This is a genomic window from Saliphagus sp. LR7 (genome assembly GCF_003344565.1).
Lineage (GTDB): Archaea > Halobacteriota > Halobacteria > Halobacteriales > Natrialbaceae > Saliphagus > Saliphagus infecundisoli.
Window position 1 is genome coordinate 164775 of record NZ_QPND01000008.1, and the last position, 12136, is coordinate 176910.

The window sequence follows — 12136 nt, forward strand, 5'->3', positions numbered from 1 at the left end:
ACCGGAAGCTTCCTCCCTCCCGAGGGGCCCGTCCCTGCATGCAGCTACTTGTCCACGGCGGCGCGGGCACGGAGCCCGACGAGCCCGAACCCAGACGGGAAGTCCTCGACGAGGCCGCGGCGGCGGGCGCCCGCGAGCGCTCGGTCGTAGACGCGGTCGAGCGGGCAGTTCGTGTCCTCGAGGACTCCCCGCGCTTTAACGCGGGCGTCGGGAGCGCGGTCCAGAGCGACGGGGCGATCCGAACCGACGCCGGGATCATGACCCACCGTCGAGACGTCGGCGCGGTCTGTTCGGTTCCCGGGGTCGCACACGCCGTAAGCGCCGCCCGCGTCGTCATGGAGGAGACGCCCCACGTGCTCCTCAGCGGCGAGCGGGCCGCGGAGCTCGCGGGCGCGTACGGCGTCGAGACCGGGGTCGATTGCTGGAGCGAACGAACCCGAAAGCGGTGGGACGACCTCGAGGCACCCGAGGGCGGCCCCCGCGAACAGCTCGCGTGGCTCGAGGAACGCTTCGGCGAGAGCGATCCCGGGGGTCGCGACCGGGAGGGCGAGAGCACGGATGACGGCACGGACCACGACACCGTCGGCGCGGTCGCCCGGGCGGGCGACCGGCTGGCGGCGGCGACCTCGACGGGCGGACGCTGGCTCGCGCTCGCGGGCCGGGTCGGGGACGTCCCCCAGGTCGGCTCGGGCTACTACTGCTGTCCTGAAGCGGCGGTCTCGGCCACGGGTGCCGGCGAGGACATCGCCCGGACGACCCTCTCCCGACGAGTTGCGGACCACATCGGGGATGGCCGGAACGCCCGCAAAGCCTGCGAGGCCGCGATCGAGGAGTTCGAGGAGCTCACGGGCTCGACGGCGGGCGTCATCGCCGCGGACGGCGACGGCGGGCTCGGATCCGCGTTCAACAGTTCGGCGATGCAGACCGCCCGCGCCGAACGCTGACCGAGACGCAACCTCTTTTTGCCGATCGGCCCAAACGGGGGTATGGCTGACACCGTCGATCTCGAGGGCGAACAGTACCAGAAACACCGGGAGGCAGGGGAGATCCTCGCCCAGGTCCGCGAGGAGACCGCCGACCGCGTCGAGGTCGGCGTGACCCATTTAGAGATCGCCGAGTACGCCGAAGACCGCATCCGCGAACTCGGCGGGACGCCCGCGTTCCCGGTCAACATCTCGATCGACGAGGAGGCCGCCCACGCGACGCCCGCCATCGACGACGAGGAGACCTTCGGCGAGGAGATGATCAACCTCGACATCGGCGTCCACATCGACGGCTGGCTCGCCGACACCGCGATCACGGTCGACCTCTCGGGCCACGACGACCTCGCGGAGGCCCCCGAAGCCGCCTTGGAGGCCGCGATTGACCTCGTCGAACCCGGTGTCGAGACCGGCGAGATCGGCCGGGCGATCGAGGAGGCGATCGACGGCTACGGCTACAACCCCGTCGTCAACCTCACCGGCCACGGCCTCGGCCACTGGGAACAACACACCAGCCCGAACATTCCAAACCGCGCCGTCGACCAGGGGACGACCCTCGAGGTCGGCGACGTCGTCGCCCTCGAACCGTTCGCGACCGACGGCGGCGGGAAGGTCAACGAGGGCTCCAGCGAGGAGATCTTCTCGCTCCAGGACGACCGGTCGGTCCGAGACCGGGGCGCCCGCGAAGCGTTGGAACAGATCAAAGAGGAGTTTCGAACCCTTCCCTTCGCGACCCGGTGGCTCGAGACCGCCCGTCCGGAGATGGCCCTCCGGCGGCTGAAGTCTCGTGGAGTAATTCACGGTTACCCGGTCCTCAAGGAGGACGAGGGCCGGCTGGTGAGCCAGAAAGAACACACGGTGATCGTCACCGAGGACGGCTGTGAGGTGACGACCGCCTCCCGGTAGCGGCCCGGACTACGGGCCCTAGGCGTTGTTCATTCGCTTGCTCCGACGGAACCCACACCGCTGGCACTCGGTGACCCGGTAGGGTTCCCGGGAGAACCGGGCGTTTTCGCCGTCGCGACTCTCCGTCCGGATCTGGACGGAGACGTCGTGGAGCGTCTCGAGCCCGCAGCGTTCGCACGGTTCCGTCATCCCTCCACCGGCCCCATCCGTCGTTGCCATCGAGGAGAAGGTTCCCGGGATCGGTCATAAACCCCCATCTCGTTTCGCGATTGAACGGCGAAAACGGTGCGAACGAAACGGTATTGCCACCCCTTCGGCGCGTATCGCCGACTGATACCCCGCTGGATCCGTATGCCGGCGACGCCGTCAACGGGGCGGTCCTCAGCGGAACCGGCGTACGGGGATCGTATGAAAGACTTTAGGGCGGGCTCGAGTGCTCCCGGGTATGGACCGGCTGTTCGCCCCTTGGCGCATCGAGTGGGTGAGACGCGAGGAGAAGAATCCCGACGTCGAGTCGTGTGTCTTCTGTGAGCTTCCCGAACGGAGCGACGACCGCGAGAACCGGATCGTCGCCCGAAGCGACCACGCCTTCGTCCTGCTGAACAACGCGCCGTACAACCCCGGTCACGCGATGGTGATCCCGCGCGCCCACACCGGCGACTACGCCGACCTTGGGGACGAACAGTTGCTCGACCACGCCCGGCTCAAGCAACGGACCCTGACCGCCCTGACCGAGGCCTTCGACCCCGACGGCTTCAACGTCGGGTTGAACCTGGGCGAGGGTGCCGGCGGCTCGATCGACGACCACCTCCACACCCACGTCGTCCCCCGCTTCGAGGGCGACACCAACTTCATGCCCGTGACCGGCGAGACGAAGGTGATCGTCGAGGCCATCGAGGAGACCTACGACGGGCTCCACGAGGCCTTCGCCGGGCTCGAGGGCGCGTCGATCTCCACCTCGGGCGCGGTCGTCTTCGACGGAGCGAGCCGAACCGACGGCGAGTGATACCGGCGGCCGTTCGGAACGTCCTTACCGAACCCTGCCGTAGGCCGTCGTGATGAACCGGATGCGGGCGGTCCGGCGGGTCGGCCTCGTCGTTCTCGTGGTCAACCTGCTGTTGCTCGCGATCAAGGCCGCCGTCTGGTGGCAGTCGGGGAGCCTCGCGGTCGGCTCCGAGGCCGTCAACAGCGCGACCGACGTCGGCTACAGCGTCGTCGTCCTCGCGGGGCTCTACCTGACGACCCAGCCCCCCGACCACCGCCACCCCCACGGCCACGAACGCATCGAGCCGTTCGTCTCGCTGTTCGTCGCCATCGCCATCTTCGCCGCCGGCGGACTCATCCTCTGGCGGGCGGTCGGGTCGCTGCTCTCCGGCGAGATCGGCGTCGCGACCGGCCCCTGGGCGGCTCTTGTGCTCGCCGTCTCCGCCGGCGGAAAATACCTGCTCTACCGCTACTGCCTGCGGGTCGGGGAGGTCCACGACTCCCCCGCGATCGTCGCGACCGCGACCGACAACCGAAACGACGTCCTCACCGCGGGCGCGGCGCTGGTCGGCGTCGCCGGCGCCCAGGCCGGCCTCCCGGTGCTCGACCCGATCGCCGCCTCGGTCGTCGCCGTCGGGATCCTCTACTCGGGGGTCGAGGTCGTCCGGGACAACCTCGACTACCTCGTCGGGGGCGCTCCGCCCGAGGACCTCCGCGAGGAGATCGTCGCCCGGGCGACCGCCCACCCCGAGGTCTACGGCGTCCACGACGTGATCGCCCACTACGTCGGCCCCGAGATCGACGTCAGCCTCCACGTCGAAGTCGAGGGCGAACACACGCTGCTCGCGGCCCACGACATCGAAAGCGAGATCGTCGAGGCGATCCGTTCGATCCCGGAGGTCGACGACGTCTTCGTCCACGTCGATCCGAAGGAACTCGGGGAGTGGAAGGTCGAATCCGGGCCCGTCGATCGGCCCGGGCGCTCCTAATGCCGGGGGAACATTTGAGTCCGTCGGGCGCCCTGGGAAGAACGTGACGGACGCGACAGCAACGACCCGGGTCGAACGGCTGCTCGCCGAGTACGTCGCCCTCGCCGACAGCGTGGCCGTCTTCGCCCTCACCTTCCTCGCTCTCTACGTACTCGGCCGCGGGCTCGTTGCCCTCGCCGACCGCTGGATGGAGTTCCGCCGGACCGACCCCACCCTCAGGCGGGGCGCCGGGAAGGCCCTGTCGCTGGCCGTCGTCGCCGTCGCCGTCCTGCTCGCGCTCTCGACCGCCGGCTTCGAGTACGCCCTCCAGCGGTCGGCGATCCTCGTCGCCGCGCTCACCGTCGCGCTCGGTTTTGCCGCCCAGGACGTCATCGGCAACCTCGTCAGCGGCGCGTTCATCGTCACCGACCCGACGTTCAACATCGGCGACTGGATCCGCTGGGACGACGAGGAGGGCGTCATCGAGGACATCAGCTTCCGGGCGACCCGCGTCCGGACGTTCGACAACGAGGTCGTCACCGTCCCCAACTCCGTGCTGACGAACTCGGCGGTGACCAACCCCGTGCTCAACGACACGCTCCGTCTCGAGGTCGCAGTCGAGACCGGCTACGACGACGTCGGCGAGGCCGTGGGGATCATGCGCGAGGAGGCCGATGCCCACACGGAGATCCTCGACGATCCGAAGCCGACCGTCCTGATAACCGACCTCGGCGAGACCGTCCGGCTCTCGGCGCGGATCTGGATCGCCGAGCCCAACCGGCTCACGTTCGCTCGCGTCCGCTCCGAGTACGCCGAGGCGGTCGTCGAGCGCTTCGAGGAGTCCGGGATCGACCTCGGACGGTCGAACGCCCGGGTTCTCGAGGGCGAGGTCGGCGTGGTTCCGAAGGCGATCGACTTCAACAGGCAGTAGCGAGGAGTCCCCTTCCTCACCGAGCGGCGAAGCCGCGAGTAGGGAGGAGAGGAATCGCGTTGCGAAGTTGGGCGAAACAGTTAGTATCGCCCGGTTCGTTGTCCTCTGTCGTCCGAAGCGGGCTTCAGACAGCCCAGCAATGGGTGCCGAACCAACACTTCGGTGCGGGAAAGGTTTGGTTCCTCGCTCCGGACGGGCCGCCGTCAACCGGCCTCGAAGGACGGACCGACGACGCGACCGCTCCGAGCAAGCTCGACTTGCCGCGACGTCGCCGAGGTCACGTCCAATTACATTGCCTCTGCCGACCGACCGCACCGGCACAAAAGTCGGTCCGGGACCACAACTCCCGACCGAAGCCACGCAAGTCCCGTCCGCAGAACGCCGAAGGCGTTCAGGGCGGGGTAGTTGACAGACGAGTGAATCGGGGACTCAGACCGGCTCGCCGAACGCGTAAACGGTGTTCTGACCCGTGACCTCGCAGTCGATGAAGTCACCGGGCTCTATGCCGTACTCGCCGGCGTCCTGAACGATGATCTGACGGTACGCCGAGTCCCGACACTTCACCGAGTCGCCGGTGCCCTCCTCGACGACGAGGATGTCCTCGCGGCGTTCGCCGACCATCCCCTCGTAGGCCGCACCGACGACCTCGCTTTTGAGTTCGCTCATCTCCTTCGAGCGCTCCTTCTTGATCGTCCCGCCCAGCCCCTTCAGGTCGGCGGCGTCGGTTCCGGGACGCTTCGAGAAGCGGGTGACGTTGACCTTCTCGGGCCGCGTTTCTCGAAGCAGGGCCATCGACTGGGCGTGGTCGCGGTCGGTTTCGGTGGGGAAGCCGACGATGAAGTCAGTCGAGAGCGTCCAGTACTCTAGAACTGAATCGAAGGTTTCGACGACTTCGACGTACTCGCCCACCTGGTGCTGGCGGCGCATCTCCCCCAAAACGTCGTTGCTGCCCGACTGGACGGGCGCGTGGAGGAAGTCGTAGAGTTCCTCGTTGTCGGCGAACACGCGGACTAGGTCCTCGCGGATGCCGTGGACGCCCTTCGGGTTCGCCATCCCGACCCGAACCCGGAACTCGCCCTCGAGCGCACAGATCCGCGAGAGGAGTTCGGGCAGTTTTCGCTCGCCCTCCTCCCAGCCGTAGACGCCGGTGTCCTGGCCCGTGACGCGGATCTCCGTTGCACCCGCGTGGAGCAGCGCGCGGGCCTTCTCGACGTTTGCCTCGATGGGTGGAGAGTCGATCTTGCCGGTTGCGTGCTTGGTGATGCAGTACGAGCAGTCGGACATACAGCCCCGCGCGATGGGGAGGATGCCGACGACGCCGTCGAGAACGGGTTCGGCGTCGGGGGTCGTCGTCGGACATTCCCCGTTGGTGACCGCCTCGGGGACCTCGTCCCAGTGGAGGACCTCCCCGTCGACACCGGCCTCGCGGAACGCCTCGCTCTGGGCGATGGCCATACAGCCCGTGACGTAGAGGTCGGCGGTCTCCTCGCTCAACTCCGCTGCGCGCCGGAGCATGTTCCGTTCGGTCTTCTCGACGACGGTGCAGGTGTTGAGGATAGCGACGTCGGCCTCGGTGGCGCCTTCGACCTTGCGATGGCCCGCGTCGCGGAGCCGACGCTCGATCGCGGCGCTCTCGCCGCGGTTCGAGGTGCAGCCGTAGGTCTCGATGTGGTAGCGGGCCACGGCGGGAGTGGGGGCTCGCCGGTCAAAAACACGACGGTCCCGCTCGGCGGTCGCCCGGTCAGATGTCGGCGCGCTCGTAGTCGAGTTCGTCGTAGTAGTCGGCGACGACGTTCAGGGTCGCGAGCAGGGCTCCGAGGACGACGGGTCCGAAGAAGAGACCCATGATCCCGAAGGCGTAGACCCCGCCGAGCACCCCGAGGATGATGATCGCGGGATTGAGGTCGGCGTAGCGATCGACGAGGACCGGCCGGAGGTAGTCGTCAGAGAGGCTGACGACGATCAGACAGTAGACGGCGAGCCCCGCCGCGAACACGGGCTCGCCGGTAACGAACAGGTAGGCGATCGCGGGCCCCCAGATGAGAAAGGAGCCGACCAGCGGGATCAACGCGAGGATTATCATCACGAACGTCCAGAAAGCGGCGTTGGGGATCCCCGTCACGAACAGGCCGATTCCGGCGATCCCGCCCTGGATGAGCGCGATCAGGACGTGACCGAGCAGGACGGCGGCCATCACGGCGTCGAGTTCCTCGTAGAGTTCCGACTGGACGTCGTCGGGAAGCGGCGAGGTCGCGTGGAGCCACCCCATGAGCTCGCGGCCGTCACGGAGGAAGTAGTAGATCAGGAACAGCGCCAGCCCGAGCCCGACGGCGGCGTGGGTCGCGGCGCTGAACCAGGTCGTCGACTGCTCGACGACGACCATCCCGATCTGCTGGCCGGAGTCCCCGACCGCGCCCGCGATGTCGACCTCCCGGCCGGTCAGGTTCTGGATCCGGCTCTCGACCATGCCGACCTGGAGTGCCTCCGGGTCGAGGTTCGAAACGATCGAGGCGGCGTCGCCGGCGACCGCCGCGATGACGACCGCGAACGGGACGAAAAAGGCGGCGATCGCGAACACGATCAGCACGAACGCCGAGATCGTCGGCGACGTCCGGGGGGCGAGACGCCGGTGGAGGGGCGCGAGGACGTACGCGACGAGGATCGCGAGGAGGACGTACTGGACGAACGGGATCACCAGTAGATAGGAGAGAACGGCGAAGACGGCGACCAGCGCAAGCAGGTATCCCTTGCTCAGGTTCACACGAAACCGTTCAGCCGACGGACGCATAAGGCCACTGCAGTCAATACAACCGCCTCGACTCCGAGAGCGGACTTCCCGTCGGGAGTGACCTGAACCAAAGGCTAAAGAGTGAAACCGACCATCATTCGGGTAATGACTATCGTTCGTACGCCGCGGAGGGATCCATCGTGGGCGTCGAGATAACCGAAACCGAGGTGAGCGACGCGGAGTTCGAGGCGATGACGGCGTTCGTCTTCGAGTATCTCGCCGCCAGCGTCGAGAAGGAAACCGAGGGCGGCCGGATGCGGTGGTATCCGTGGCACTCCGCGGAGTACCGCCATAACCATATCCTGAACGTCGTCTCGCTCGCGACGGAGATCGCCGAACGGGAGGGCGCCGACGTCGACGTCACCCGGGTCGCCGCCGTCTTCCACGACGTCGCCAAACTCGAGGCCGACCAGGAACTCCACGCCGAGGCCGGCGCCCGGGTCGCCCGGGAGTACCTCGAGTCCCGCGGGGAGTACCCCGAGTCGTTCGTCTCACAGGTGTGTCGCGCGATCGAACACCACTCCTACCAGGGTTCCGTCGGCGACGTCCCCCTCGAGGCACAGTCGCTGATCGAGGCCGACCTGCTCGACAAGATCGGTGCCAACGGCACCGTCCTCATGCTGTTGCGGATGGGCTACGAGGCCCGCACGCATATGGAGGCCGACGAGATGGTCGATCGGGTCCTCGAACGCGGGCGGACGGCCGCCGACCGGATCGAGAGCCCGACCGCCGAGAGCATCGCCCACCAGCGACTCAAACGGGTGAAGTGGTTCCGCGAGTGGCTCGGCGAGGAGATCGCAGGAATGGACGGCTACCGCTCCGACCGTGGCGACCGCGGCGACTCCACCGGCGACGAGACGTAAGCGCCCGTGGGCCTCCCCGATCGGGAACTCGGCGCGGCGATCGAGTCCGCGCTCGAGGACGACGCCCGGCGTCCCCGTCGGGTCCACGCGCTGTTCGAGGACTACCCGCCCGCGCCGGCGCTGTACGCCGAGTTCGACGTGGATAGCGCCGGCGACGGCGTGGAAAACGACGACGGCGTGGCGCGGGAGGTCGCTCCGGGCGAGGACGGCGAAGAGGTCGCGGTGATCGTCCACAACTTCCGGTACTACCCCCTCGGGATGGAGCGCTGGGGCGTGGGCGTCGTCGAACTCCTCGTCCTGAACGAGCTTCACGAACTCACACACTGGGCGATGACGGGCGGCGAACGCGAGTACTTCGACGACCGGAGCCGGCGCCACCACCGCGGGGACGGCTACTGGCTCAACCCGCCCTTGCTGGAGGTCATCGACTGGCTCCCCCGCGACCACCCCGACGTGCTCGAGGCGGAGACCCCGGTCACGGCACTGGGGCGGCTCCGGCGACGGGTCGCCGGCTGGCTCGGCCGCCAGCGCGCACGCCTGAAGCTATAGCAAACCCGCGACGCCGAGCCAGCAGAAGACGAGCCCGAAGCCCGCGAGCACGAGGGCGCTGCCGGCCGAGACGATCGGCGCGAGCGCGTCGATCCGGTCGCCGGCCGCGACCAGGGCCGCGGGGTAGGCGACGACCCAGATCGCGATCCCGGCGAAAAACCCCAGGAGCAGCGCCGGGCTCCCGGTCTCGATCGGGACCGAGCCGACGAGGTTGCCCAGCGGGACGTGGTCCGCGAGGTCGATCGTGCCGGGCCGGACGAGGCCGACGCCGGCGGTGAGCCAGAACGCGAGCTGGTAGGGGTTGGTCAGCGAGAGGACGAACGTCTTCCGAAAGCCCGCTACGGGCCGCTCGGCCGGGACGAACGAGCCCGAAAGCGAGCCGACTGCGTCGGCCGCGAAGACGAGCATGAGCAGCCCGCCGACCAGAAAGAGGAGGGCCTCGAGGGCGCCCGACCGGGAGACGACGCCCGCGAGCCCGCCGATCGTGAGGACGAACAGCAGAAGGTCGGCCGACATCGCACCGACGCCGGCCCGGAAGCCAGCCACCCAGCCCCGGGTGACGCTCTCGGCGGCGATGATCGCGTTCATCGGACCGGGCGGCGCCGCGAGCGCGACCCCGAAGACGACGCCGACGGCGAGGGAGACGAGGGCAGCCACGCCGTGGGGTCGGGAACGAAGGGAGAAAAACCGCCCGCCATCGGGCCGGACCGTGCCGGCCCGCCGAGCCGCGAGCGACAGGTAGTTAGGGCCGCCAGCCGACTCGCCGGACATGGACGGGGCACTCATCGTCCTCGACGGCTGGGGGCTCGGCGGGGCCGACGATCCATCGGGCCGGAAGGCCGGACGCGACGCGGTCGAAACCGCCCACACCCCCGTGATGGACCGCCTCACACGAGCGGGTGCCGCAGGCAGACTCGAGGTCGCCGGCCGCCGGGTCGGACTCCCCGACGGCCAGATGGGAAACAGCGAGGTCGGCCACCTGAACATCGGCGCCGGCCGGGTCGTCCACCAGGAGTACACCCGGATCGGCGACTCGATCGCCGACGGCAGCTTTCGAGAGAACAGCGCGATCACCGACGCCTTCGAACACGCCCGCGAATCGGGCGGGCGGGTCCACTTTCTGGGACTCGTCAGCGACGGCGGCGTCCACTCGGATCACCGCCACCTCCACGCGTTGATCGGGATGGCGGCCGACCGCGACGTCGAGGCCGTCACCCACGCGATCACCGACGGCCGGGACACCTCCCCGACCGGCGGCCGCGAGTATTTGGGAGCGCTCGAGGACGTGATCGAATCCGAGGGGACCGGCGACGTCGCGACCGTGACGGGCCGGTACTACGCGATGGACCGCGATCACAACTGGGAGCGGACGAAGCGGGCGTACGACGCCATCGTCTCCCGGGAGGCCCCCCACTCGGCGGCGTCGGCCGTCGAGGCCGTCGAAGCGTCCTACGATCGGGGGGAAACCGACGAGTTCGTCGAGCCGACCCTGGTCACGGGAGGAAAGCCCCTCGAGGAGGGCGACTCGGTCGTGTGGTTCAACTTCCGGGCCGACCGGGCCCGCCAGCTCACCCGACTGCTCGCGGATATCGATCCCGAGTGGGAGTTCGCGACCGCCCCGCCGGAGGTGGAAGTCGTGACGATGACCCGGTACGACGCCACGTTCGACCTTCCGGTGGCCTATCCGCCGAACCAACCCTCGAAGGTCCTGGGGGAGGTACTCGCCGACGCCGGGCGGACGCAGCTCCGGACCGCCGAGTCCGAGAAGTACCCCCACGTCACCTACTTCCTCAACGGCGGCCGCGAGGTGGCCTTCGAGGGCGAGCGTCGGGAGATCATCGAGAGCCCCGACGTCCCGACCTACGACCACCAGCCCGAGATGAGCGCGCCCGAGCTGACCGACGCGGCGATCGACGCGATTCGAGGCCCCGAGAGCCCCGACGTGATGGTGCTCAACTACGCGAACCCCGATATGGTCGGCCACACCGGGGACTACCGTGCGGCCGTCGCGGCCGTCGAGGCCGTCGACACCCAACTGGGTCGCCTCGCCGACGCCCTGGCGGACGCGGGCGCCCACGTTCTGGTTACCGCAGACCACGGCAACGCAGACGACATGGGCACCGAGGAAGAGCCCCACACGGCCCACACCTACAACGAGGTCCCCTTCGTCTACGTCGCCCCCGACGGGACCGACGGCGGGCGGACGGTCCGCCCCGGCGGAACGCTCGCCGACATCGCGCCGACCCTGTTGGAACTGATCGGCGTAACCCAGCCCCCCGAGATGACCGGGGAACCGTTGCTCGAGTAGCGACGACACATCGCGGGAGACAGCGGTGTCGTCGTTCTCCCGTTTGTTTCGAGGCGGCGAGAACGCGGACCTCCCTCTCGGATCGAGGACTCCGGTCGAATCTGTGGCGAGAGTGGATCCGTGACGCGGAGAGGTCCGTGAAAAATCACGGTCACTTCGATGACCGTGATGTGTGACGGCCGGAGCGAGAGATTCCGGACGAGAGGTTGTGGAGGAGTATCCTCCACAAAAGGAGATAGGCAGCTACAGCCTCGTAAATATGTCCTATCCTACAGGAGAATATGGCGAAACTCCGAATTTCTTCACGGAGAGGGTCAGGCAGTACGACCGGCGCGACCGATACGTTCTCGGTGGTATCCCGTTGTGGACAACGGTCGTCGTTTCGCCTACTAGAGGCACAAACCCCCGTTCTCAGTGGGCTCCGAAGTTCGAATAGGAGGAGGATACAGCGGCGCGCGGCTCTCGTCCGTGTTCGGTAGGACACTGCTATAGATCCCCGACTGCGACCGAGTGGAGGGAAGCAAAAGTCGAATCCGGAGAGATCGGGCTCACGAACTGTAGAGACAGCCTAGCGCGCTGTAAGGCGTCCCTATTCACGGCTCGGAGAGCGCTGATGGAGTCGGAGCCGAGAACGGTACTACAGGAGGCCTTCCATCCGCTGAGCCCCCCGAGAGCGTTTCGGGGGCGAGAGGAACCGCGTTCAACCGATCGCTGTTGGGTGGAACAGTAGGCGCCCTTTATTCTAAAATCCGGTCAAGGAATCGGACGCCCCACCACGGGGCGAGAGAGACAATGAGCGACGAGATATCGACCGACGACTCGAGACGATCGTTTATGAAAAAGGGCGCGCTCGCCGCCG

Annotated in this window: 12 protein-coding genes; 8 read left to right on the plus strand and 4 right to left on the minus strand. The window is 68.0% G+C overall.

Annotated elements, in window-relative coordinates; genetic code table 11:
- Positions 1-38: 38 nt before the first annotated feature.
- Positions 39-944 carry an isoaspartyl peptidase/L-asparaginase gene (locus tag DVH23_RS13030; RefSeq protein WP_114577861.1) on the plus strand — a complete coding sequence of 302 codons (906 nt, stop codon included), beginning with the start codon at positions 39-41 and terminating at the stop codon, positions 942-944.
- A 42-nt stretch (positions 945-986) separates the two neighbouring features.
- Complete coding sequence (map, locus tag DVH23_RS13035; RefSeq protein ID WP_114577862.1) at positions 987-1886, plus strand: type II methionyl aminopeptidase; 900 nt, start codon at positions 987-989, stop codon at positions 1884-1886.
- 18 nt (positions 1887-1904) lie between these two features.
- Here the strand turns inward: map and DVH23_RS13040 are convergent, their stop codons facing one another.
- Complete coding sequence (locus DVH23_RS13040) at positions 1905-2105, minus strand: hypothetical protein (RefSeq protein ID WP_114577863.1); 201 nt, start codon at positions 2103-2105, stop codon at positions 1905-1907.
- A 226-nt stretch (positions 2106-2331) separates the two neighbouring features.
- Between DVH23_RS13040 and DVH23_RS13045 the strand changes: the two genes are divergently transcribed.
- The 3 genes from DVH23_RS13045 to DVH23_RS13055 are packed head-to-tail and all read left to right on the plus strand — an operon-like array spanning position 2332 to position 4769.
- A complete protein-coding gene (locus DVH23_RS13045) occupies positions 2332-2892 on the plus strand; it encodes an HIT domain-containing protein (protein WP_114577864.1) in 561 nt (186 codons plus the stop codon).
- 52 nt (positions 2893-2944) lie between these two features.
- Positions 2945-3859, plus strand: coding sequence for a cation diffusion facilitator family transporter (locus tag DVH23_RS13050; protein ID WP_114577865.1), 915 nt, complete (start codon positions 2945-2947; stop codon positions 3857-3859).
- 43 nt (positions 3860-3902) lie between these two features.
- Entirely contained in the window at positions 3903-4769 is an 867-nt protein-coding gene (locus tag DVH23_RS13055; protein ID WP_114577866.1) for a mechanosensitive ion channel family protein, read from the plus strand.
- A gap of 429 nt (positions 4770-5198) precedes the next feature.
- Here the strand turns inward: DVH23_RS13055 and DVH23_RS13060 are convergent, their stop codons facing one another.
- Together DVH23_RS13060 and DVH23_RS13065 are read right to left on the minus strand one after the other, a co-directional pair.
- The gene (locus tag DVH23_RS13060) at positions 5199-6452 is read right to left on the minus strand and encodes a tRNA (N(6)-L-threonylcarbamoyladenosine(37)-C(2))-methylthiotransferase (protein WP_114577867.1); all 1254 of its coding nucleotides are present in this window, start codon (positions 6450-6452) and stop codon (positions 5199-5201) included.
- Positions 6453-6510: 58 nt separating this feature from the next.
- Complete coding sequence (locus tag DVH23_RS13065) at positions 6511-7530, minus strand: AI-2E family transporter (protein ID WP_114577868.1); 1020 nt, start codon at positions 7528-7530, stop codon at positions 6511-6513.
- Positions 7531-7697: 167 nt separating this feature from the next.
- Between DVH23_RS13065 and DVH23_RS13070 the strand changes: the two genes are divergently transcribed.
- Both DVH23_RS13070 and DVH23_RS13075 read left to right on the plus strand, forming a co-directional pair.
- Positions 7698-8420 (plus strand): HD domain-containing protein, encoded by a 723-nt coding sequence (locus tag DVH23_RS13070; protein ID WP_114577869.1) that lies wholly within the window; start codon positions 7698-7700, stop codon positions 8418-8420.
- 6 nt (positions 8421-8426) lie between these two features.
- On the plus strand, positions 8427-8969 hold the full coding sequence (locus DVH23_RS13075; protein ID WP_114577870.1) for a hypothetical protein: 543 nt from the start codon (positions 8427-8429) through the stop codon (positions 8967-8969).
- Here the strand turns inward: DVH23_RS13075 and DVH23_RS13080 are convergent.
- Entirely contained in the window at positions 8964-9740 is a 777-nt protein-coding gene (locus DVH23_RS13080; protein WP_114577871.1) for a LysE family translocator, read from the minus strand. The two genes, DVH23_RS13075 and DVH23_RS13080, sit on opposite strands and share 6 nt — an antisense overlap.
- Between DVH23_RS13080 and gpmI the strand changes: the two genes are divergently transcribed.
- Entirely contained in the window at positions 9739-11277 is a 1539-nt protein-coding gene (gene gpmI, locus DVH23_RS13085) for a 2,3-bisphosphoglycerate-independent phosphoglycerate mutase (RefSeq protein WP_114577872.1), read from the plus strand. The two genes, DVH23_RS13080 and gpmI, sit on opposite strands and share 2 nt — an antisense overlap.
- Positions 11278-12136: the final 859 nt, after the last annotated feature.